The organism is Streptomyces himastatinicus ATCC 53653, from assembly GCF_000158915.1.
Taxonomy (GTDB): Bacteria; Actinomycetota; Actinomycetes; order Streptomycetales; family Streptomycetaceae; genus Streptomyces; species Streptomyces himastatinicus.
This window is the reverse complement of sequence record NZ_GG657754.1, coordinates 4,900,208-4,922,227: the sequence shown is the minus strand read 5'-3', so window position 1 is coordinate 4,922,227 and position 22,020 is coordinate 4,900,208. Positions and strand designations below refer to the sequence as shown.

General features: G+C 69.0%; 17 protein-coding genes, 2 pseudogenes and 1 riboswitch. Of the genes and pseudogenes, 8 read left to right on the top strand and 11 right to left on the bottom strand.

Annotation, left to right across the window (positions count from 1 at the left end; translation table 11 throughout):
* Nucleotides 1-30 precede the first annotated feature (30 nt).
* A complete protein-coding gene (locus SSOG_RS20565) occupies nucleotides 31-381 on the bottom strand; it encodes a hypothetical protein (protein ID WP_009716176.1) in 351 nt (116 codons plus the stop codon).
* A gap of 474 nt (nucleotides 382-855) precedes the next feature.
* Between SSOG_RS20565 and SSOG_RS20560 the strand changes: the two genes are divergently transcribed.
* From SSOG_RS20560 to SSOG_RS20540, 5 genes are all read left to right on the top strand, one after another.
* Complete coding sequence (locus SSOG_RS20560; protein ID WP_009716175.1) at nucleotides 856-1,626, top strand: DUF6227 family protein; 771 nt, start codon at nucleotides 856-858, stop codon at nucleotides 1,624-1,626.
* 137 nt (nucleotides 1,627-1,763) lie between these two features.
* Nucleotides 1,764-2,132 carry a hypothetical protein gene (locus SSOG_RS20555; RefSeq protein ID WP_009716174.1) on the top strand — a complete coding sequence of 123 codons (369 nt, stop codon included), beginning with the start codon at nucleotides 1,764-1,766 and terminating at the stop codon, nucleotides 2,130-2,132.
* 219 nt (nucleotides 2,133-2,351) lie between these two features.
* A complete protein-coding gene (locus SSOG_RS20550) occupies nucleotides 2,352-3,566 on the top strand; it encodes a PP2C family protein-serine/threonine phosphatase (protein WP_009716173.1) in 1,215 nt (404 codons plus the stop codon).
* 258 nt (nucleotides 3,567-3,824) lie between these two features.
* Nucleotides 3,825-3,965, top strand: a riboswitch (cyclic di-AMP (ydaO/yuaA leader).
* Nucleotides 3,966-3,976: 11 nt separating this feature from the next.
* Nucleotides 3,977-5,146 (top strand): M23 family metallopeptidase, encoded by a 1,170-nt coding sequence (locus tag SSOG_RS20545; protein WP_009716172.1) that lies wholly within the window; start codon nucleotides 3,977-3,979, stop codon nucleotides 5,144-5,146.
* A 163-nt stretch (nucleotides 5,147-5,309) separates the two neighbouring features.
* A complete protein-coding gene (locus SSOG_RS20540) occupies nucleotides 5,310-6,254 on the top strand; it encodes an aldo/keto reductase (RefSeq protein WP_009716171.1) in 945 nt (314 codons plus the stop codon).
* A gap of 186 nt (nucleotides 6,255-6,440) precedes the next feature.
* Here the strand turns inward: SSOG_RS20540 and SSOG_RS20535 are convergent, their stop codons facing one another.
* From SSOG_RS20535 to SSOG_RS20520, 4 genes are all read right to left on the bottom strand, one after another.
* A complete protein-coding gene (locus SSOG_RS20535; RefSeq protein ID WP_009716170.1) occupies nucleotides 6,441-6,707 on the bottom strand; it encodes a hypothetical protein in 267 nt (88 codons plus the stop codon).
* Nucleotides 6,708-6,942: 235 nt separating this feature from the next.
* Nucleotides 6,943-7,248: a hypothetical protein gene (locus SSOG_RS20530; protein ID WP_009716169.1), complete on the bottom strand. Its 306-nt coding sequence runs from the start codon at nucleotides 7,246-7,248 to the stop codon at nucleotides 6,943-6,945.
* A gap of 93 nt (nucleotides 7,249-7,341) precedes the next feature.
* Complete coding sequence (locus tag SSOG_RS20525) at nucleotides 7,342-7,542, bottom strand: DUF397 domain-containing protein (RefSeq protein WP_009716168.1); 201 nt, start codon at nucleotides 7,540-7,542, stop codon at nucleotides 7,342-7,344.
* The gene (locus SSOG_RS20520; protein WP_106516428.1) at nucleotides 7,535-8,353 is read right to left on the bottom strand and encodes a helix-turn-helix domain-containing protein; all 819 of its coding nucleotides are present in this window, start codon (nucleotides 8,351-8,353) and stop codon (nucleotides 7,535-7,537) included. The genes SSOG_RS20525 and SSOG_RS20520 overlap by 8 nt, the downstream gene beginning before the upstream one ends.
* A gap of 252 nt (nucleotides 8,354-8,605) precedes the next feature.
* Between SSOG_RS20520 and SSOG_RS20515 the strand changes: the two genes are divergently transcribed.
* Nucleotides 8,606-9,238: an ATP-binding protein gene (locus SSOG_RS20515; protein ID WP_009716166.1), complete on the top strand. Its 633-nt coding sequence runs from the start codon at nucleotides 8,606-8,608 to the stop codon at nucleotides 9,236-9,238.
* Nucleotides 9,239-9,242: 4 nt separating this feature from the next.
* Here the strand turns inward: SSOG_RS20515 and SSOG_RS20510 are convergent, their stop codons facing one another.
* From SSOG_RS20510 to SSOG_RS20500, 3 genes are all read right to left on the bottom strand, one after another.
* On the bottom strand, nucleotides 9,243-12,383 hold the full coding sequence (locus SSOG_RS20510) for a DEAD/DEAH box helicase (protein WP_009716165.1): 3,141 nt from the start codon (nucleotides 12,381-12,383) through the stop codon (nucleotides 9,243-9,245).
* Between the two features lie 90 nt (nucleotides 12,384-12,473).
* Nucleotides 12,474-13,379 carry an SRA domain-containing endonuclease gene (locus tag SSOG_RS20505; protein WP_106516427.1) on the bottom strand — a complete coding sequence of 302 codons (906 nt, stop codon included), beginning with the start codon at nucleotides 13,377-13,379 and terminating at the stop codon, nucleotides 12,474-12,476.
* 107 nt (nucleotides 13,380-13,486) lie between these two features.
* Nucleotides 13,487-15,064, bottom strand: coding sequence for a PrsW family intramembrane metalloprotease (locus SSOG_RS20500; RefSeq protein ID WP_009716163.1), 1,578 nt, complete (start codon nucleotides 15,062-15,064; stop codon nucleotides 13,487-13,489).
* 147 nt (nucleotides 15,065-15,211) lie between these two features.
* Here SSOG_RS20500 and SSOG_RS48625 point away from each other — a divergent pair, with 147 nt between their 5' ends.
* Entirely contained in the window at nucleotides 15,212-16,444 is a 1,233-nt protein-coding gene (locus SSOG_RS48625; protein ID WP_342634311.1) for an RNA-guided endonuclease InsQ/TnpB family protein, read from the top strand.
* Nucleotides 16,445-16,481: 37 nt separating this feature from the next.
* Here the strand turns inward: SSOG_RS48625 and trmB are convergent, their stop codons facing one another.
* The 3 genes and pseudogenes from trmB to SSOG_RS20485 all read right to left on the bottom strand — a co-directional run bounded on the left by trmB (nucleotide 16,482) and on the right by SSOG_RS20485 (nucleotide 20,508).
* Nucleotides 16,482-17,234, bottom strand: coding sequence for a tRNA (guanosine(46)-N7)-methyltransferase TrmB (gene trmB, locus SSOG_RS20495; RefSeq protein ID WP_245606621.1), 753 nt, complete (start codon nucleotides 17,232-17,234; stop codon nucleotides 16,482-16,484).
* 318 nt (nucleotides 17,235-17,552) lie between these two features.
* Nucleotides 17,553-18,758 (bottom strand): L-2-hydroxyglutarate oxidase, encoded by a 1,206-nt coding sequence (lhgO, locus tag SSOG_RS20490; protein ID WP_039941425.1) that lies wholly within the window; start codon nucleotides 18,756-18,758, stop codon nucleotides 17,553-17,555.
* A gap of 273 nt (nucleotides 18,759-19,031) precedes the next feature.
* Nucleotides 19,032-20,508 (bottom strand): annotated as a pseudogene (locus SSOG_RS20485) (NsdA family TPR-like regulatory protein).
* Nucleotides 20,509-21,412: 904 nt separating this feature from the next.
* Between SSOG_RS20485 and SSOG_RS20480 the strand changes: the two are divergent.
* Nucleotides 21,413-22,020: pseudogene (locus SSOG_RS20480) on the top strand (asparagine synthase-related protein); the annotation flags it as partial.

Here is a 22,020-nt window from a genome sequence, read left to right as displayed (position 1 = left end):
CGGCCGGAACACCACCGGGTGGTCAACGCCTCACGGGCGGTCGTCGATGGCGATGTTGGCGCAGTTGCTGCCGATGTCGAGGTCGCCCTCGGGAGCCAGGGTCGCGCCTCCAGTGACGTCGACGCCGGTGCTGGTGTCGCAGTCGTTGCTCTGGGAGACCGCGCCCGTGTTGGTGAAGTTGATGCAGTCGGAGCCGATGGCGACGTCGCCCGTGGGAGCGAGGGTGAAACCGCCAGTCGCGGTGAGGCCGGTCTCGGTGTCACACTTGTTGCTCTGAGAAACGTGGTCGCCGTTGCCGTAGGCCAGGGCACCACCCGCTCCGCCGATGACCAGCGTGCCGGCCGCTGCGGTCAGGAGAATCGCCTTCTTGCCGATGTTCACTTAAAGTCCTCCGTCTGGGTTGGTCCGCGGATTCAACGGACGCATGAGACAACGAAACTCATCGGGCAAGGCTTCGGGCTTCCAGTCAGCTTCACCCGTCCGGCATAGCGCGGTTCTTCCGGTGTGTGTTGTCCGGGAATCCCACAAACGAGACCGTCAGAAGAGGCAATTGGAGCAAGGGGCGCCTGGCCCTTTCTTATGTGAATGAGCAGGGACCCCTGTAGGGCAAGGCTCCCGAACAGGACACGGGCCCACGCTGACCGCTCGGTGGCCGGGCGGCGGAGGGGGCGGCGGGCAGGCGGCGGCCCCCGGAGTTGTTCGACTGGCCGAACGAGTGATACATCCTGGCTCCACGGCGCAGGAGTGAGTGAGGCACAAGTCCGACCGGCTGCTTCCCGCAACCACACGCGCGGCCCGTGTTCACGCCGCTACGCTAAGTGTGCGAGGCAGTCACCCGGGGGCGGGAGGAGAGGCATGGGGCACTCAGTGGCGGGGGGCACCCCCGCCGAGCTGATGGACGGGCTGCTGGCCCGTGCGCAGAACGGCTTCGAGATCGGCGAGGCGGTGCTGAGCCGGGCGCGGAGCGCCCTGATGCACCAGTCCGAGCTGCGTTCCTGCCGGCAGTGCAACGAGCCGTCAGGGCCGCGCGGGTACACGACGTATCGGCATGTCTTCCTGCTGCCCGACGGCAGCAGCCTGCTGCTGTGGGAGCTGGAGCACAACACCGGCCCGGACGACCGCCCGCAGTTCGAGCTGTACGCGGACGAGGACGCCCTCGCGCTCGCCGAGCGCCGCGTCCACCGCTGCATCGGCGGCGCCCGCTGGGAGGAGCTGGACGGGTTACCGCTGTGGCTGCCGGAACAGATGCTCCAGGCCGCCGAGCCCCACGCGGTCCAGCGTGCGTACGTGGCCGACAACTCGGCCGACCATGCCCGCCGCGTCCTGCGCCGCGCCGAGAACCCCGACCGGCCGGGGGAGGAGACCGAGCGGCTGCTGATGACGGCGTTCGCCCATGACATCGCCCTCGCCCCCAAGCCGCGCCGCCGCTCCGGCGGCCCCGACGCCACCTGGTGCCGCTTCTACGAGCACGCCTTCCTGCTCGCGGGCGGGGACGAGATCGTGCTGTGGGAGCTGGAGCACAACCTGACCCGGGACGGGCGACTGGTGTGCGAGGTGTATCTCGACGAGGTGTCGGCGGAGCTGGCGGCCGACCGCCACGCCCGCGCCCTTGGTGTCGATCTTTGAATCTCCCGACATCGGAATGATCCGACAGTGGGCCCATCGGGTGAAGTGCGTGCGCGCCTCCCCGATGTCGCGGATGTCCTTTCGTTGAATCGGAATGTGTGGTTTTCCGCGGATTCGGTTCTTCTGGAGGAAATCTCGTGAACATCGGAAAGAAGGTTGCTGTCCTGACCGTGGCGGCAGGCGCCCTGGTCCTGGGGAGTGCGGGTGGGGCGTCCGCCCACGGCTTCGGGGGCTTTGACCCCTTCGGGACGGTCCAGACCAACAAGTGCTACTCCGGGGCCGGCGCCATCATCGCCGCCGGCGGAGCCGCCCCCACGGGCGAGGTCACCATCGACAGTTCCTGCCTCAACTACACCAACGGCACTGCGGCGGTCCAGAGTAACGACTGCGGCACGGGCACCGGTCCCATCACTCATATCGGCGGAGCCGCCCCCACGGGTAACACCTCCGTCACCAGCAACTGCACCAACATCGCGCTCGGCAACGACGGCTACGGCCACGGCTGACGCTCACCAAGCCCTGGCGAACGCCACGGCTCACCCTGTGGCCCCGGATGCCTGCCATCCGGGGCCGCGGTGCGTCCGGGGCCGTCCGGGCAGTGCGTCTGGCGCACCCACATGGCCGCCACCGACTCGCACGGCGGCCCGGCACCCGGAAGCCTGATGACGGGGTCACGAACCGACGGGGTCACGAACCAGGGAAAGCGAGACAGGCCGGTGGCGCGGGTGCGAGGGAGCAGGGCTCGTCCGGGCGCCCGTACGCCCGCCGCCGACTCCTCGGGCGCGGCCGCCGGGCTCGTCACGGCCGAGGAGGCCCTCCAGGCATCCTCGGGGCGGCGGCTGGCCCGCTGGACCCCCGCCATCCTCCTGCTCGGCGGCGTCGCCTTCGACCTCGCCGCCCCGGCCCCGTACACCGCCTCCCCCTTCTTCGCCGCGGCCCCCCTGGTCGCCGCCTCCCTCTTCCCGCTGCGGCAGACCATCGTCACCATCGTCCTCGCCCTCACCGCCGTCTGCCTGCTGGCGGAGCTGCACGGCGTACGGGACCCGACCCAGGCCGCGACCGAGATCGCCACGGTGGCCACCGTCGCCCTGCTCGCGCTCGTGATCAACCGCGTCGTCCGCCGCGGCGGCCGGCGGCTGGCCTCGGCGCGCGGCATCGCGGAGGCGGCGCAGCGGGCCGTGCTGCCCGTACCGCCCGCCCGCATCGTCGGGCTGGACGTCGCGGCGCGCTATGTGGCGGCCGAGCGGTACGCGGCGATCGGCGGCGATCTGTACGCCGTGCAGGACACCCCGCACGGCGTACGGCTGATCGTCGGGGACGTCCGCGGCAAGGGGCTCCAGGCCGTGGAGGTCGTCGCGGTCCTCATCGGCGCCTTCCGGGAGGCCGCGGAGCAGGAGGCGACGCTGGAGGGGCTCGCGGGGCGGCTGGAGCGGGCGTTGCGGCGCGAGGGCGCGCGACGGGCCGAGCTGGAGGCGTTCGAGGGGTTCACCACCGCCGTCCTCGGCGAGATCCCGCGCGGCGACTCCACCCTCCGCCTCATCAACCGCGGCCACCCGTCGCCGCTGCTGCTGCCCGGCGACGGCGCGGTGCGCCGCCTGGAGCCGGAGACGGCCGCGCTGCCGCTGGGGATGGGCGAACTGGGCGGGTGGCCCGACCGGGTGACGGAGCTGCGGTTTCCCGAGGACGCGATGCTGCTGCTCTTCACGGACGGGGTGACCGAGGCGCGCGACCGGCACGGCACGTTCTACGTCCCCGAGGAGCGGCTGCGCGGCCGCCGCTTCACCGGACCGGGCGCGCTGCTCGACGCGCTGGTGGAGGACGTCGCGCTGCACGCGGGCGGGGAGACCTCGGACGATATGGCGCTGCTCGCGATCCGGCGACCGCCCGGAACGAACGGAACCACGACTCCCGCTCCGGACACGGACCGTAGTCAACCGTGACGCGTGCGCATAACGATTGACACACGATCAGCCCGCCGGAGGTTTTTACCATCCCTTTTCAACCGGGGTGAAACGCCCCCATCTGTCCTTCCTTGCTTACTAAGTTCATGCCAAAGCTGCGCGGATTCTTCAGAAGAGCTTGGAATCATGTCGCGCTCTCTATTAACGTTCGATAACGCAGCGCGGTCGACACAGCCGTCGCAGAGGCGGCACCGTGCGCCGTCGCCGAATCCCGTACGTGCAGCGCCAGCACCAGCACCACCATCAGCACCAGGCACTACCAGCACCAGGGAACCGGGGAACCACCACCTTGGGGTGAATCGGGTCGAACCTGACCCGTAGGAGACCTTCCTGCTCCGAACCCGTCAGCTAACCCGGTAGGCGAGAAGGAAGGAAAGGAGTGCGCCCCGGTGGCGTCCAACAGGTCCGTACTGGACGAAGCTCCGTACCGTTCGTCGGGTACGGGACTCGGCACCGCGACCGCGTACGGAGTCGGCTTCGACGCCGGAACCGGCGCCCGCCCCACGGTCGGCCTCGGTGCCGAACCGGATGATCCGTCCCTGGGCAAGGAAGCCGTCTGGGACGAGTGGAACCCCACCGAGGAATCCATCGCTCCGCTCCGCGGCCGGCACCGCGTCGGTAAGCAGCGCGGCGGGACCATGGCCCGCAGCGGCGCCGTCCTCGGCGTCGGCGTCATCGCGGCGGTCGGCGCGGGCGGCATGGCGAGCGCCAAGGACCGGCCGACCGTACCGATCTCCATGCCGGACGTCGCCCATGTCGCCGACGAGGTCAAGGCCCAGCTGCCCGCCGCCAAGGACCTGCCCGGCATCGGCTCCCTGATGGCCGACGACCAGGACTCCGCCCAGACCACCGCGACCGGCCTCAGCACCAGCGGCACCGAGGCGGGCGAGGCCCTGCGCACCCGCATCCTCCAGCAGGCCGAGAGCCAGCAGACCGCGGCGGAGGACGACAGACGCGAGAGCGAGGCGCGCGCCGCCGCCAAGGCCGCCGCCGACGACGCGGCCAAGGCCGCTGCCAAGGCCCGCGACCTGGCGGAGCAGAAGAAGGCCGAGGCCGCCGCCAAGAAGAAGGCCGCCGAGGCGGCCAAGGAGAAGGCGGAGGCCGAGAAGAAGGCCGCCGCCGCCAAGGCCGCTGCCGACACCCCCGCCAAGACCTCCACCTCGACGGGGTTCACCCTCCCCGTCGCCTCGTACACCCTGACCGCGGGCTTCGGCCAGGCGGGCGACATCTGGTCCGCCGACCACACCGGCCAGGACTTCGCCGCCCCGACCGGCACCCCGGTCAAGGCGGTGAGCGGCGGTACCGTCACCCAGGCGGGCTGGGCCGGATCGTACGGCTACCGCATCGTGCTCAAGCTCGATGACGGCACCGAGATCTGGTACTGCCACCTGTCGTCCATGGTCGTCACCTCGGGCAAGGTGTCCTCGGGCGAGACCATCGGCCGCGTCGGCGCCACCGGCAATGTCACCGGCCCCCACCTCCACCTGGAGGTGCGGCCGGGCGGCGGTTCGCCGATCGCCCCGCTGACCTGGCTGCGCGACCACGGGCTGAACCCGTGACCCCCTGATCCGGCCGTCGTCGCTACGACGGCCCCTCGTTCCGGCGGCTCTGGCGCTCTCTCCCCCCTTGACGCCAGGGCCGCCGGTTCTTCTCTGTCCGCGGCCTCTCTGTCTGCGGCCTCCGACGGAATAACCCCCTCAGCCTTCAGCGTTGTGACGATGCATGACTGACACCCGTAAGAACATCGGCAGCCTGTCCGTTTTCCCGCTCTCCCTGGGCGGCAACGTCTTCGGCTGGACGGCCGGCGAGGCTGAATCCTTCGAGGTGCTCGACGCCTATGTGGCCGCGGGCGGCAATTTCATCGACACCGCCGACGTCTACTCCGCCTGGGCACCCGGCAACGAGGGCGGCGAGTCCGAGACCGTCCTCAGCAAGTGGTTCGCCTCCCGCGGCAACCGCGACGACATCGTCCTCGCCACCAAGGTCGGCGCCGGCGTCCCGGAGATGCGCGGACTCACCTCCTCCGCCATCAAGTCCGGCCTGGACGAGTCCCTCCAGCGCCTGGGCACCGACTACGTCGACCTCTACTACACCCACTACGACGACACCTCGGTGCCGGTCGAGGAGATCATCTCCACCCTTGACGAGCTGGTGAAGGCGGGCAAGGTCCGCGAGATCGCCGCCTCCAACATCTCCGCCAAGCGCCTGGACGCCTCCCTCACCTTCTCCGCCCAGGAGAACCTGGCCCGCTACGTCGCCCTCCAGCCCCACTACAACCTGGTCTCGCGCGACACCTTCGAAGGCGAACTGGCCGACGTCGCCGCCCGCTACGGCCTGGCGACGCTCCCGTACTACGCGCTCGCGTCCGGCTTCCTCACCGGCAAGTACCGCCCCGGCACCACGGTCGACAGCCACCGCGCGACGGGCGCCGCCCAGCACCTGGAGACCGAGCGCGGCCAGAAGGTCCTCGCCGCCCTGGACGACGTGGCCGCCAACCACAACGCGGACCACGCCACCGTCGCCCTGGCCTGGCTCACCGCCCAGCCCACCGTGGTCGCCCCGGTAGCCAGCGCCCGCACCCCCGCCCAGCTCCCCGCCCTGCTGGCCTCGGTAGACCTCCAGCTCACCCAGCCCGAGCTGAACCTCCTCACGTCCGCCTCGGACTGACACCGCGCCGCCGGGACGGCAACCCGCCGTCCCGGTCCCCTTACGCCCCCACACCCCACGCCGATCGGCAAGCACCCACGAAGCGGCGCCGGGAGTCCCGGGGCGACATGCACGGCGCGTTTCTCCAACTCGCTCAATGCATGATCCGCGCCCGGTGACTCCCAACTTTTTTACTCTCAAACCGCCTCAGTCGTCATCGGTGGTGTTGAAGCAGCTGACACTGATGATGACGGTGTTGTTGGCGACCGGGGAGTTGTCCCCGACGTTCCCGGTGGTGACGTCACCGTTGGTGAAGCTGATTTCGCCGGTGTTGACGCTGCACGACTGGACGCTGACGGGGGGAGGCGGAACCTCGTGGTCCGTGCCACCGTAGGCGGCCGCGGTGCCGGTCCCGAGGAGCACCAGGCTGCCGGCGGTCGCGGCCAGGAAGGCCACCTTCTTCGCGATCTGCATGATTCCTCCATATGAAGCGCAGTCGGATGTCGACTGTCACTTCAGATTTAAGAGAGAAAGTCATGAAAAAGGCTGAGGGAGACGCCGACATTGATCCACACGGCCCAAGGACTGTCCTTGGGTCACGTCCAATGGCCCAGTGACGAGCCCGCGGTGCCGGGATGCCGAAGGGGGTCACGGACCGATGCCCATCGAGTACGCCGTGATCGTGGACGGACCCGAGCAGCGGGCGGCCCTACTCCCCGCGCCGATCGGCGAGCACCCACGAAGCGGCGGCGACCCCACCGGCGACTCCGAAGACGGACGGCCACGCGCCGACCTTCTTCGCCAGCGGATGCGACCCGGCGAACGCGGCCACGTACAACCCGCTGAGCGCGGCCGCCGTCCCGTTCCCGGCCTTGTCCCGCCACCCCTTGGCAGCCACGGCCCCGGCCGCTGCCAGCGCAACCCCACCGAGCGGCCGCCGCTTGGTCCACCGGGCCACCCCATACCCCCCGATCAACCCACCCGCAGCCACCAGCCCCGCCGGTACCCCAGCCATGCCGCTACCTCCCTGTTGAAGGGTCTCCTTGCCCCGACCCTACGCAGGGAGGCACCGCCCTCAGGCCCGAACCGACTAGAGGTGGCAGGAACCTCAGCTCAGCTCATCCCGCCGCACGGCGGTGACGAAGTCGCCCCACGCGTCGTGAGAGAACCCGAGCACGGGCCCATCCGGACGCTTCGAGTCGCGCACGGCGGTGTCGTGGTCCGGCAGCTTCGCCGTCTCCACGCAGTTGCCCCCGCTCCCGTTGCTGTAGCTGCTCTTGTGCCACACGAGCGTTGCTATGTCAGTCATCCGTCAGTCCTCGCATCGCATGCCTGATGAGATTGCTGGCTCGTTGAGGACTCAAGGACAACGCACGTAGGTTGTCAAACGCCTTCGTATATTGAGCGATGTCTTCCGGACGCTCCAGGTACACGGCGTCCGTCAGGCCGTCGCGATAGACGACGTCGAGGTCCTCCTGCTCGGGGAACTCCAAGATGCTGAACGCCCCCACGGCAGGGTAGCTCCCGGCATCGAACGGCAGAACCTGGATTGTGACGTTCTTCAGCTGGGCGACTTCCAGGAGGCGTTCGAGTTGCCCATGCATCACCTTGGGGCTGCCGATCGTGTGTCGCAGGACGCTCTCGTGGATGATCACCCACAGGTCGGGAGGCGTCGCGCTCGTCAGCAGGGCCTGTCGCTCCATCCGTACGTTGATCATGCGCTCACCGTCGTCGGGGTCCTGAGTGGGCGCGGCGAGGTGGAGCTCTCGGGCGTAGTCGGCTGTCTGAAGCAGACCGGGCACGAACTCGCACTCGTACGTCCGCAGGCCTGAGGCGGCCTGCTCTAACCCGACGTAGACCGAGAACCAAGAGGGCACCGCGCTGCCGTACGCATGCCACCACCCGCGCATCTTGGACTGCTTGGCCAGCTCCTTGAGGAGTTCGCGCAGCTCGTCGGAGGTGCCGTAGAAGCGGCAGAGCGCATCGACGTCCGATGGCTGGACTCGACCCTGGCCCGTCTCCAGGCGGTTGACCTTCGAACCGCTCCAGTCCAGTTCCGTGCCTACCTGACCGCAGGTGAGCTGGTGCTCCTCGCGAAGTTTCTTGAGCTCAATCGCCAAGCGGCGACGTCGTGCAGTGGGTGATCCAGGCACCGTGAACTCCTCATCTCGTGACGTCCGTTCAGTCTTGTCGGCGTTTCGCCATACGTCAGTCACTCAATCGGGCGAATCCTCTTATGCACATTGCATGTAGGAATGTGCGGTGCCATGCTCTCACGTGAAGTCACCAAGAGGCACTCAGTTGTTGCGGTGGGTGACCGCTTGGTGTGGCGCAACGGCAAGGGGTTGAAGCGCGTGGTTGTCGAGCAGTGCATGCAGAGGAAGGCGTGGGACCTTCCCTTCCTGGCGGAACCAGGCGAAGTGGCCGCGCTGAGACGCATCATGCGTACGCACCTCACACTCTGGGGCCTACCTGACCTCGTGGAGGCTGCGCAGATCTGCGTGAGCGAGCTCGTCGCCAACGTCATCACCCACGTCGGCCTCGGGACTCCGACGACCATGGCCGTCGACATGAACGGCACCTACCTGCGCATTGCCATCAGCGATCCGGACTCCCGTGCATTGCCCACGCTGCTGAGTGCATCAACCACGGCCGAGTCGGGTCGGGGGCTGGCGCTGGTCACTGCCATGACCGACCGTTGGGGCGTGATCCCGACCGAGCGCGGCAAGACCACCTGGTGCGAGATCGCCACCGAGCTCAGGCGACACGACACCCACGTTGATCGACCGCAGGTGCAGCGCGCCGACGCCCTGCTGACCCTCTACGGTCAGCCACTGCTTGCGGCACGCTCCACATCGCCGTTGAGCCATGCGGTGGCGGAGGAGGTGGCCATTGCCGTGATCGCCGACCTGCTCCATTGGTTCCGCGCCCATGGGCAGGACCCCGACACGGTCTTGGACCGAGCCCAAATGCACTTCGAATCCGAGCTCGGCGCGGTCAGCTGAGCCACTACCCCGCTGCGATGGCCGAGTACGTCCAGACGTCGGCAGGCAGTTTGTGCTGGAGCCGCCAGACGATGCCCATGGGCTTGCTGCCCTCGTGAGAGGCGTACGTAGCGGGGCCGAGCAGCATCCATGGCTGAGGGCCACCGATGTCGGTCTTCTTGTAGCGCCGTACGAAAAGCAGTACGTGAGTGCCGCGCTCCTGGTGTTGCTGATAGCGCAGGCCCGTGGGGGACGACTCCGAGGTCTGGTTCTGCGATTCCCAGTGGAAGCGATCTGGGCTCATCGCGTAGTCCTTGTACCGGGTCTGCGGCGAGAAGTCCTTGTCATCCTTTTCGAGGGTGATCAAGAGCGCGTCGGTCCGAAGCCCTTCGCACCACTTCATGCCTTCGCGGAAGTTGCCCGGCATGAAGCCGCCCACATCCGCCTGGCCGAGGGCGGGCAGGATTTCCTCGCGGCTGTAGGAGGCGTGGACGGCCAGCGGGACTCCGCCGTGGTCGCCCAGGAGTGGGATCGGGTAGTGGTCGGTGTGCTCGAGGTTGTACGCGAGCACTTGGCTCAGCTCGCTGCGGAAGGCGCTCTGCTGGCGCAAGGACGCAAAGCCCTCGGCGTAGCTGGCGAATCCGCCGCCCAGGGGCCACAGGGAGAAGAAGAGCATCCGCGCGTACGCCTGCCCTGATGCATCGAGCGAGTCGTACCCCGGGGCGTCATCGGCCAGCACCCGGCGGTAGGCATGGACGCGCTGTGGATCATCGACATGGAGGAACGCCGAGACCCGCTTGAGCAGTGCCTCTTCGCCCTCGGGGTGCTCCTCGCCCAGCAGGCGTGCTCGCCTCAAGAGACGTGTCCATGAGTTGTTGCTGCGATAGAGCTCTTTGAGCTCGCGGCGACTCTCGCGGAGATAGGCATCGAGCCGTGGTTCGGCGTATGCGGCCACCTCTTGCGTCAACTGCCGGACGTTGACGTTGATCTGGCTCTTGATGTTGTCCAGGATCCGTTGCTTGGACTTGCGGTCGAGGATGATTTCGCATCCCGACGGCAGCTGTGGGAAGTCGCGCTCGATGTGCTCCGTGAGCCGGTTGCGGGTGAAGCTCGTCAGCGCACGGAACTGCTCTTCGAAGCGAAACTCCTTGCGGTGCTGTCCGATGAAATCGAGGACAGTGAGCACCGCCTTGTCCGGCGTGCGTCGCAGGCCCCGGCCCAGTTGCTGGAGAAACACCGTGGCGCTGGCGGTCGGACGGAGCAGGAGGAGGGTGTCCACATCCGGGATGTCGAGCCCCTCATTGAAGAGGTCGACCGAGAACAGGGCCTGCACCTTGCCCTCGCGCAGGTCGTGCAGGGCCTGTGCGCGTTCCGCGGTGGGGGTGGATCCATCGAGGGCCTGGGCGCTGATGCCAGCCTGGCGGAAGAAGTCGGCCATGAAGTGCGCGTGCGCAACGGTGACGCAGAAGCCCAGCGCCCGCATTGCGCCGGGATCCGTCACCTTCTCCTGCACGGCCTTCACGATGAGACGGGCTCGCGCATGGTTTCCCGTGTAGAGCTGGCCCAGCTCGCCCGTGTCGTAGGACCCCTGTTTCCAGGTGAGCCCTTCGAGGTCCGTGTTGTCGGCTATGCCGAAGTAGTGGAAGGGGCTGAGCAGATCATTCTCCAGCGCCTCCCACAGGCGCATCTCGGCGGCGATGTGGCCGTCGAAGAACTCATCCTGGACGTTCCGGCCGTCCATGCGCTCTGGTGTGGCCGTCAGGCCCAGAAGCTCCATCGGCTCGAAGTGGTCGATGATGCGTCGGTAGGTCGGCGAAACACCGTGGTGGAACTCGTCGATGACCACGACGTCGAAGTGGTCCGGCGCGAGCTTTTCCAGGGAACGAGTGTGGAGGGACTGGACGCTAGCAAAGACATGAGTCCAGTCCTGTGGCTCATTGCCTCCGACGAGGAGCTCTCCGAAGTTGGCATCATCGAGCACCTCTTGATAGGTGCGGAGCGACTGCTTCAGGATCTCTTGGCGGTGAGCGACGAAGAGGAGGTTGAGCGGGCGCCCCTGGTGCTTCCTCTTCAGCGCCTTGTAATCGAGCGCGGCCATGACGGTCTTGCCGGTGCCCGTTGCGGCGACAAGCAAGTTTCGGTGACGACCGTGGATGTCCCGCTCGATATGAAGCCGCTCGAGCATGTCCTGCTGATGAGGATATGGCCGCACCTCGAGGCCGGACAGACTGATGACGCGCGTTCCGGTCCGCTGCTTCCCGCTCGCCAGGGTGAGCGCCTCTTCGAGCCGGGTGGCGTCGCTGTCGGGGTCATACGTCTCGAAGGAGGGCTCGCTCCAGTACGAGTCGAAGGTGGCCTCGAACTTCTTCAACACCGGCGGCGTCGCTACCGATGAGAGGCGGACGTTCCACTCCAAGCCGTCGAGCAGTGCGGCCCTGGAGAGGTTCGAGCTTCCCACGTACGCGGTGTCGTAGCCGCTGTTCCGTCGAAACAGCCACGCCTTTGCGTGCAGCCGCGTGGACCGCACCTCGTAGTTGACCTTGACCTCGGCGTTGAACTCCCGGACGAGTCGATCCAGGGCGGTCCGCTCGGTGGCTCCGATGTATGTGGTCGTGATGACGCGGATCGGCACCCCGCGATCCCGCGCCGCCTTCAGCGACTCCTCCAGGACGCGCAGACCGTGCCACTTCACGAACGCACAGAGCAGGTCAACGCGGTCTGCGGTAGCTAATTCGGCCCGCAGCTCGAAGCCCAGGTTCGGGTCCTCGGGGGAGTTGGTGATGAGTGCCGTCTCGGAGAGCGGCGTCGCCGGGCGCATGGAGTAGACGCCCGGCGCCTCCTGCTCGGCGACGGCAATCAGCTGTCGAGGGCCGTCCGCGATGAGGTCAATCCACTGCTTGGCGCCGTCGAGCGTGCTGATCGACTCAAGGATGTGGTTGGCCGCGATGACCTGCTCATCGGGAGGCAGGTCAAGGAAGACCCGGCGCACGGTGTCGGCGACGTGGCGCGCGAGGACGTGAGGGGAGGAGTGCGCGCCGACCTTCTGCTGGACGGTCTTCCACCCTGCGGCGTCCAGCGCCTTCAGCTGGTCCTCGATGCGTGAGGTGATCAGCCGCTCGTACACACCAGGCACTGGCGTGGCCTGGTCCGCAAAGTGCTCGACCATCGCAGCTCCCCTCGTCGCTTTGTGGCAATGAAGTTGTACCAACTGACTCTGACACTGCGACTGATTGGATCGCCTGCGGACAGACGAGTGTCAGTGCATTGGGTCTGCAGCGCTGCTGTCGAACACGTCCCCGTCGGGCCAGATCACCGTCGCGCCCGACGCGTTGCACAGGTCAATGAGATCTTGTCGCGGCTGTGATGGCAGCAATACACCAAGTGAGGGCCGGGGTGTGATGTAGCGCCGATAGTCATACAGCTGCCCTATGGCCATGCGCACGGCTTCACGGGTCACGCTGCCCTTGGCCTCGATGAGAGCCTCGTCGGTGACGTCGTACAGATCGGTGTAGAGGGCCCGCACCTCACCGGCAGGGATGATCTTCTTGCGCTTGACGGTGTGCCCCTGCATCTCCAAGTAGTCGCGGTACTTCGTGACCAAGGGGGCCTCACGCCGCTCAGCTTCGTGTCCCTTGCTCTTCGAGCTGACGGCCATGCGTTCCGTATGGTGCTGCTCGATCTCGACGTCTTCGATCACGTCGTCATTGCGCGGTGTGAACGAGAGATCGTCGCCGAGCTGGGCCGATGGGCCGATCGGCTTGAGGCGGAACATGATCACGCTGCGCAACTCGTCCTTCGCGTCGAGCGCGTCCCGGTAGTACCAGGGAGGGTCTGCGAGGGTGAACTGCCCGAGGTATGCGTAGACACCACTGGAGACTGCGTCGAACAGACGTAGCGCGCGCCCCTCTTGGACGTGCTGAAGTACGGCCCGGTTTCCCCGGACCATCTGCTGGTCGCCCTTCTGGCCTTCACCGGTGTAGTGGTAGCAGCCGTCCGTGCCCCAGCCGTCGAAGTAGCCGACCTTGCGGCCACGCTTGGGGTTGGTGAACAGCAGAACGTTCGACGATGAGCTGGAGTGGGCGATTCCTCCCTGGCGACTGCCGCCGTACTCGCTCTGTATCTCCGTCCGCTTGTTCTGATCGCCAGGCGCTATGTCCCACATGGGTCCCCCAAGATCCATCAATCATGGTCGACCCACACGTTAGTCATATAAGCGCATGATCTTGGGAGGCGTGGCCCAGCGCCTCCTGGCGTTGTCTGACTGGGTGGTTAGAGCTGACCTCGCGGGCCCGCAGGGAGGTGTGGGGGTTGGGGCGCGTACGACGGGGGGAGCGCGTACGTCGGGTGCGGGGTTCGTTGGGCTTGGGGTGGTTGGGGGCCGTGGCCGTATCCGGGGCTCGGCGAGCCGTATGCCGGGCCGGGGGTGCCGTAGCCGTAGCCCCCGTACGGTGGCGTCGGCCAGTACGGCGGGGGGATCGGGCCCTGGGGCGGGCCCGGGTAGGGGAGGGGGAGGGAGAGGGCCGCGTGGGCCAGGGCCGGCTGGGCGGTTTCGCGGCGTTCCCACAGGCGGTCGAGGAGTTCGCGCTCGCGGGTGGTGAAGTCCGGGCCCGCCGTGCCCCGGTGCGCGCGGCGGCGGAGGAAGGCGAGGGAGGTCGCGGAGGCGATGTACTCGCCGACCGTGCGGGCCGCCGCCGAGCCCTGGCTGCGGCGGGCGAGGTCGCGGGCGATGCCGCGGGCGCGCATCGAGGACAGCGCGATCGGCTCGGGCGGGGTGAGCCACCCGGCCGCCTGGTAGGTGGTGAGCTGCTCGCGCACGGTGCGCAGCTCCTTGTTGCGGGACCAGATGGTGAGCCAGGTCAGCAGCCCGAAGACGGGGACCATGAACGCGGCGTAGACGATGATGAAGCCGTAGCCGCCGAGGGTGGACGAGCCGTTCCAGAGGCCGTGCAGGACCATCGCGGCGAGCAGCGCCGCGATCGGCAGCAGGATGCGGCGGACGCGCTGGTGCCGGGCGGCCGCGGCGGCCAGGCCGAAGCCGACGCCGGTCATGGCAGTGAACAGGGGGTGCGCGAAGGGGGACATCACGCCGCGGATGAAGAACGTCGCGGCGGTGGTGGACCGGATGCCCGAGTAGCCGAACTCCTGGTCGCTGACGAAGGCCGAGCCGAGATAGAGGATGTTCTCGGTGAAGGCGAACCCGGTGGCCGTGATTCCGGCGACGACGACGCCGTCCACGATCCCGTTGAAGTCGCGTCGTCGGAACACGAAGAGGAGGAGGACCGCGGCCGCCTTGGCGCTCTCCTCCACGAACGGCGCGATGAGGGTGGCCCCCCAGGTGTCGGCGTCGGCGCGGCCGCCCGGGGACGAGGAGTCCGCGATGGTCGTCATGAGCCATTCGGTCGCGAAGCCGTTCGCGATGAGTGCGACGAGCGTCGCGGCGCATGCGCCCCAGGCGAAGGCGAAGATCAGGTTCCGCCAGGGTTTCGGGTCGACGCGGTCGAGCCAGCGGAAGACCGAGATGATCAGCGGTACGGGCAGTACGGCGAGGCCGAGCCCCACCAGGAAACCCTTGGTGCCGGTCTGCTCGCGTACGAGGGCCAGGATGACCAGGCCGGAGAGCGACAGCAGTCCGATGAGCGCGGTGGCGCGCAGGGCCTTGTTGTCCCAGAGGCGGCTGAGACGGCTCGTTCTGCCCCACGGACTCGGGTGCCCCGGGTGTGCCGCATGCCCCGGGTACGGCGCGTGCGGCCAGCCCCCCGGAGCGGCCGCGCCGTCGAACCACGGCTGCTGGTCGTACGGCGTGACCGGCGGATCCGGCGGCTGGTGGGGGGACGGGGACTGGTGCACTCAACCGACCTTAACGAACAGGGAAGGAACGGACTGTTGGTCTTGCGTCTTGGATGCATTTCCTCCGCTTCGTAGTCTTAATCCATCTTTGGGGTGAAGCTGGGCAGGAGTCCGGTGCGTTGTCGGTGGCTGGCGTTAGCGTGATGTGTGAGGAGGACGGGGGTTGAGCCTGTGCTGTCCGGTCGCAGATACCGACTTGAACTGACGTCGGAACAGGCTGCGTTATGCCAGGAGATAGGTGATATTTGCCGCGCAGTGTGGAATACAGCCCTTGAGCAGCGTAGGGAATACCGCAGACGCGGGGCGTGGATGAATTACGTCCCGCAGGCGGCCGAAATGGCTGAGGCCAAGCGCGAACACCCCTGGTTGACAGCGGCGCCCTCGCAAGTGCTGCAACAGACTCTGATGGATCTGGACCGGACGTGCCGTGAGCATGGCACATTCAACGTCAGGTGGCGCTCGAAGGTGCGGTGGTCTCCAGCGTTCCGGTTCCCTGCCGGAAACCGCATCCAGGTGGAGCGGCTGGGCCGTAAGTGGGGGCGAGTGAAACTGCCCAAGCTGGGGTGGGTGCGGTTTCGTTGGTCTCGCCCGCTCGGAGGCGAGGTCCGATCTGCGACGGTCCGGCACCGGGCCGGTCAGTGGTTCATATCCTTCCTCGTGAACGATGGGTGCACGACACCGGATCGGCACGGGATGCCCGGTACTGCGGTCGGTATCGACAGGGGCGTGACGGTTGCGGCCGTGACCAGCGATGGCACATTCCATGACCGATCGTTCATTACGTCTGGCGAGGTGGCTCGCTACCGCAGACTGCAGCAGAAGCTGGCCCGACAGAGCAAGGGATCCGCGAATCGAGCCAAGACGGTTACGGCGATGAGGCGGATCATGCGACGTGTCACCGACCGGCGCGCCGACTTCTGTTCGTACACCGCGTGCCGTATCACCACCCGCAACGCGCTCGTGGTGCTGGAGGACCTGCGTATCCAGGCGATGACCGCGACTGCGTCCGGAACCGCTGACCGACCGGGCCGTAACGTGCGGCAGAAGACCGGACTCAACCGCGCCATCCTCGATAAATGCTGGTTCAAGCTCGAAATGGCCCTGCTTAATGCTGCTCGTCGCACCGGCAGCCGGATTGTTCTTGTCAATCCCGCGTATACGTCGCAGACGTGTAACCGGTGCGGGCACGTGGACGCGAAGAGCCGCAAGAGCCAAGCGGTCTTCGAGTGCACTGCCTGCGGTCACCGGGACCACGCCGATGTGAACGCGGCAAAGGATCAACGGGACGCGGGGCTCGCGTTCTCAGCCTGTGGAGACTTTGGCATTGGCCGGTCCGTGAAGCAGGAACCCGTAGGTCGGGTGACCGGCCGAACCCCCTGACGAAGGGGAATCCCCGTTATTGATGATGGGGAGGACGTCAAGCCTCGTTGCGGCGGAAGATCAGGTCGTGGACGATATGCCCCTTGTCCAGGCCCTGGGACTCGAACTTGGTGAGCGGGCGGAAGCCCGGGCGCGGGCTGTAGCCGCCGTCCGGTTGGGTGTTGTCGAACGAGGGGCTGGCGGTCAGGACCTCCAGCATCTGCTCCGCGTACGGCTCCCAGTCGGTCGCGCAGTGCAGCAGCGCGCCGGGGCGCAGCCGGGTGGCGGCCAGCTCGACGAACTCGGGCTGGAGGAGGCGGCGCTTGTGGTGCCGCTTCTTGGGCCAGGGGTCCGGGAAGTAGACGCGCAGCCCGGCGAGGGAGGCGGGCGTCAGCATCTCGCGCAGCAGGATGATCGCGTCGCCGTTGGCCACCCGGACGTTGGACAGTCCGTCGCGCTCCGCGAGGGCGAGCAGATTGCCCTGGCCGGGGGTGTGGACGTCGACGGCGAGGATGCCGGTGCCGGGGTCGGCGGCGGCCATCCGCGCGGTGGCCTCGCCCATGCCGAAGCCGATCTCCAGGACGACGGGGAGGTCCGGGTCGCCGAAGAGCTTGCCGAGGTCGAGGCGGTGCAGCCCGTCGATGTCCAGCCCCCACTGCGGCCACAGGCGGCGCAGGGCCTCGCCCTGGCCTGGGGTCACCCGGCCGCGGCGGGGGCGGAAGGAACGGATGCGGCGCTCATGGTGCGACCCGGCCGGATCGGCGGCGGGCCCGCCGGGGAACCGCGGCTCCCCGCGGTCGCGGGCGGGGATGGGTGTGGTGCGGTCGCGCTCCGCGCGGGAATCGGGGGCGGTGGAGTTCTCGGACACAGTGCTTCCGATTCTACGGGCGGGAGTGTGGTCACCGGCGGGCCCGCCCTCGCAGCCGAGCGGGCCTGCGGCCGCGCGAGGGCAAGCCCCGAGGCTGGAGTGGGAACGCCCCCGGGCGCACGGGGCTCCATTATTTCCTGCCCAAGGACTACGGCCCACCCCCGGCACACAGAGTGGTCGCGGTGGGCCCGCCACCGCGTGGGCGTGGGGCCGAGGCGACAGGCGCGCCCCTCTGCCGGGTGGCCGCGGGCATGAGACCGCTCACAGCGTCTCCAGCACTCGCCGCGCGACCTCCCGCCCGATGGGGAGGGACGCGGTGGCGGCGGGGGAGGGGGCGTTGAGGACGTGGACGACGCGGGGCGACTGCGAGATCAGGAAGTCGTCCACGAGCGTGCCGTCCGGCAGCACCGCCTGGGCGCGCACCCCGGCCGGGGCGGCTATCAGGTCGTCGGGCGTCACGTCCGGCAGCAGTCGGCGGACGGCGTCGGTGAAGGCGCGCTTGGACAGGGAGCGGCGCAGCTCGCCCGCCCCGTACCGCCAGTGGCGGCGGGCTATCCGCCAGGAGCCGGGGTACGCCAGCGTCCCGGCCAGCTCGCGCGGGCGGACGGTGTGCCAGGCGTATCCCTCGCGGGCGAGGGCGGGCACCGCGTTGGGCCCGATGTGGACGCCGCCGTCGATGCCGCGGGTCAGATGGACGCCGAGGAACGGGAACGCGGGGTCGGGAACCGGGTAGACCAGGCCGTTGACCAGCGACGTACGCGACGGGGCCAGCTCGAAGTACTCACCGCGGAAGGGCACGATCCGCATGCCCGGGTCGTCGCCCGCCAGCCGCGCCACGCGGTCGCACTGGAGCCCCGCGCAGTTGACCAGGGCGCGCGCCCGCAGCACCGTGCCGTCCGCCGTGCGGACCGCGACCGCCGTGGGGCGCCGCCCGATGCGGGTCACCCCCGCCCCGTACCGCACGGACGCGCCCGCGTCCCGCGCCAGCCGGGCCAGCTGCGCGGCCACCGCCCCGAAGTCGCATACGCCGGTCGTCCCGACGTGGATCGCGGCGAGCCCGCGCACCCACGGCTCGTACTCCGCTATCTGGGCGGGGCCCAGCTCGCGCACCGGGATCCCGTTCTCCCGGCCGCGCTGGACCAGGGCGTGCAGCCGCGGCAGCTCGGAGCGCTCGGTGGCGACGATGAGCTTGCCCGTGACCTCATGGGCGATGCCGTACTCCGCGCAGAACTTCACCATCTCCGCCGCGCCGCGCACCGCGAACCGCGCCTTCAGCGATCCGGGCCGGTAGTAGATCCCGCTGTGGATCACTCCGCTGTTCCGCCCGGTCTGGTGGCGGGCCGGGCCCGCCTCCTTCTCCAGCACAGTCACGCGGGTGCCGGGTGCGGCGCGCGTGATCGCATACGCCGTCGACATGCCGACGATCCCGCCCCCGATCACCAGCACGTCGCAGTCCACCGCCGCCACGCCATGCACCTCCCCGCGCGCCACCACAACCATCCGGTCGCCCGACCGTCGATCCCTATCATGACCTGCGCCACTGACAGCGGCCCGAAACCCATGCGGCGCCTGGGATCCGGACGGGTACGTGAAGATCACGTGGGCTTTGCCCAAAGCTCACGCGCGGGTCACCGATACCGCGCCGTCATCGATACCGAGCCCGTCACCGCAGCCGGTCCGTCACCGATACCGCGCCGTCACCGCAGACAGCCACCGCAGACAGCCACCGCGCAGAGCCCCTCACGCCGGCGCCACCAGCAGCGGGCGGGCCCGCTCCCGCAGTTCCGCCACCCGCGGCTCGTCCCGGTACGCCTCCAGCCGGTGCATCAGATCACGTACGTACTCCGTCGTACGCGCGGAAGAGATCCGGTTGGCGACCTCCACGGCCCGGGCGCCCGCCGCGCACGCCGCGTCGAGGTTGCCGGACTCCAGTTCGGCCACGGCGGAGACGACGAGCCGCAGTCCGTGGGACCGTACGAACTCCTCCGTCGGCCGGGCCAGCGCCTGCTCGGTGAAGCGCCGCACCTGGCGCGGAAGCCGCAGGTCGCGGTAGCACTCGGCGGCGTCGGCCGCGAACCGCTCATGGCTGTAGAAGTCGAGCCAGGACGGATCCGGGTCGCCCGTCCGGGACCGCTCCAGCCAGCCCTCGGCGGACTTCAGCGCCGCCCCGCAGGCCGGGCCGTCCCCGGACTTGGCCTGAGCGCGCGCCTCGACCAGCCGGAAGAAGCTCATGGTGCGGGCGGTGGCCAGGCCGCGGTTGCGCTCCAGGGCGGCCTGGGCGAGGTCGACGCCCTCGTCGGCGAAGCCGCGGTAGGTGGCCTGGAGGCTCATCGACGCCAGTACGTAGCCGCCGAGCGGGACGTCGGCGGCGGCGCGGGCGAGGCGCAGCGCCTGGATGTAGTAGCGCTGGGCGGCCTCCTGCTGGCCGGTGTCGAAGGCCATCCAGCCGGCGAGCCGGGTCAGTTCGGCGGTGGCGCACGAAGAGGGAGCGGCCGACCTCGTCGCTGTACGAGCCGAGCAGCAGCGGTGCCGCGTCGACCCGGAGGCATTCGGGGACCATGGAGGAACGCCAGTCGCCGCCGCCGTACTTGGAGTCCCAGCGGCGCGCGTCCTCGGCGGCCTCGCGCAGCTTGGTGACGTCGCTGTGTCCGACGCGCTGCGGTAAGGCGTCGGCACCGCTGCCGCCCGTACCGCTCGTGCCCGCACCGGCGGCGGCGTCCTCGGCGTTCTCGGCGTCCTCCGGCCCGCGCGCGACCGAGGTGTCGGCCGGGGATATGAGCCAGCGGGAGGCGGGCGTGGCGTACGCGCTGACCGCGAAGGACCCGGCGAGGCTCTGCCAAATACCCACCCCGCCGCGCCGACCCGCGAGATCAAGCCGGTACAGCTCGGTCGCGGAGCGGACGGCCTGGCCGATGTCGCGCGGGAACGCGAGTCCGACCTCGGGGGCCGGATCGGCGTCGGCGAGGCCGATCTCATGGAGTGGGACGGGACGGCCGAGTTTGCTCCCGATAGCGGCAGCAATCAGATGGGGCGCGGCGCCTTGGGGCACCATCCCCTTGGACACCCAACGCGCTACGGACGTCTTGTCGTAGCGAAGGGTCAGGCCACGCTGGGCGCCGAGGTCGTTGACTCTGCGCGCGAGCCCGGCATTGCTGATCCCAGCGAGGGCGAGAACGGTGCCGAGCTTCTCGTTCGGCCCGCGTGGCTCCCTGGACATGCGCACCCCTCGACAGCACCGACGGCCGCCCCGGCATGGGCGCGGGGCATTCGTAAACCCAGCGTAGTTCGCCGCATCCCGACCGTTAAGAGGTGGTGTCCCGGATGGCGAGATTCTTGTACGAACGGGCGTGCGGGGCGTGACGCGTGCTCCCGGTGTGTGTGGCTGTGCGCCCGTGTGTGCGCTCTGTCTCAGTCCCGGCGAGAACGTTTCGATGGGACCTGCGTGGGTCGGCCCGCTGTACTGGATCCAGTGGGCTGGGGGACGCCGCCGCCTCATTCCCCGCGGGTGGCGGAACGGTCCGGGAGGCGGAAGCCGCCTCCCGGACTGTCGTGTTGGGGGGCGTGAAGGCGAACGGCGCGTGGCGGTCCGGGGGATGGCGGGGCATCCGCAAGACCGCCGAGCGCGCCACGGCGAACTTGGCCGGATATCGCCTGTCAGGGCCGGGCTCCCGCGGCGGGCCGGGGAGGGGGAGGCCCGGCGCGGGAAGCCCCTTTTCCCGTGGCCGTGTTGAGGTCTGTTCGTATACGCGGTGATGGCTTCTCGTGGGCGCGGTCATGCCTTCTCGTATGCGCGTCGGCGTCTTCTCCTCCACGCATCGGCCTCTTCTCGTACACGCGTCGGCGTCCTTGCGCTGTTGTGCGCCCCAGTCGTGGCAGCATGGGCCACGGCGGAACGGTGCGTCGTGATCGGTGGCGGTTCCCTCCTGGGCTTCCTATGGACGCCTGCCCGCGGGGGCCGCACGGTGTGATCAACTCCTGGGATTCCCGCGGTCATCTGCGGTCAAGGGACATCCAAGAGATCCACGTAGTTGTCCGGTTCGATGTCGAAACCGTCAACATGCTGTGCATGATGGCACCTACTTCTTGGATGCCCTGGATGCCCACAGCCTGTGGAGGCGGCGATGCGGTGGTTGGTGGGGTGGAGCAGTACCGCATCTGGCCCGGTCCCCCCGGAAGGCCGTGCGATCCAGCCGGTCGGTGCCCAACTCCTGTGGTCCGACCCGGATCCGCTGTGGGCGGTCGGCGACTGGCGGCCCGACGAGGTGCGCGTCGTCCAGGCCGACCCCTTCACCCGGCTCGCCGTCTTCGGCTGCTGCGGCGCGACGGACGAGGAGCTGCGGGTCGGCCTGTTCGCCGCCCGCGGCGGCGCCCTGCGCCACCTCACCGCCTGGCCCGGCAGCTACACCGCCGTCGCCCAGGTCGGCCGCCGCATCACCATCGCCGGTGATCTGGCCGGCGCCCGGCCCGTCTTCCACACCGACTGGGACGGCGGCACCGCGTACGCCACCGCCGCGCTCCCGCTCGCCGACCTCATCGAGGCGCAGCTCGACGTCAGCCACCTCGGCGCGCTGCTCGCCTGCCCCGACTCCCCGGAGGCCGTCGGCGACGGCACGCCCTACATGGGCGTCAGACGGGTGCCGCCCGGACACGCGCTCGTCCTGCGCGACGGCGCCCGCGACATCACCGGCTACGAGCCCACCGCCTCGCTCGCCGTCGCCGCGCCCCCGCT

Bases quoted from the DNA above. Each gene is read 5' to 3' on its own strand.
- SSOG_RS20560 (WP_009716175.1), top strand. From the start codon at position 856: ATGGGGCACTCAGTGGCGGGGGGCACCCCCGCCGAGCTGATGGACGGG.
- SSOG_RS20540 (WP_009716171.1), top strand. From the start codon at position 5,310: ATGACTGACACCCGTAAGAACATCGGCAGCCTGTCCGTTTTCCCGCTC.
- SSOG_RS20535 (WP_009716170.1), bottom strand. From the start codon at position 6,707: ATGCAGATCGCGAAGAAGGTGGCCTTCCTGGCCGCGACCGCCGGCAGC.
- SSOG_RS20530 (WP_009716169.1), bottom strand. From the start codon at position 7,248: ATGGCTGGGGTACCGGCGGGGCTGGTGGCTGCGGGTGGGTTGATCGGG.
- SSOG_RS20525 (WP_009716168.1), bottom strand. From the start codon at position 7,542: ATGACTGACATAGCAACGCTCGTGTGGCACAAGAGCAGCTACAGCAAC.
- SSOG_RS20515 (WP_009716166.1), top strand. From the start codon at position 8,606: ATGCAGAGGAAGGCGTGGGACCTTCCCTTCCTGGCGGAACCAGGCGAA.
- SSOG_RS20510 (WP_009716165.1), bottom strand. From the start codon at position 12,383: ATGGTCGAGCACTTTGCGGACCAGGCCACGCCAGTGCCTGGTGTGTAC.
- SSOG_RS20505 (WP_106516427.1), bottom strand. From the start codon at position 13,379: ATGTGGGACATAGCGCCTGGCGATCAGAACAAGCGGACGGAGATACAG.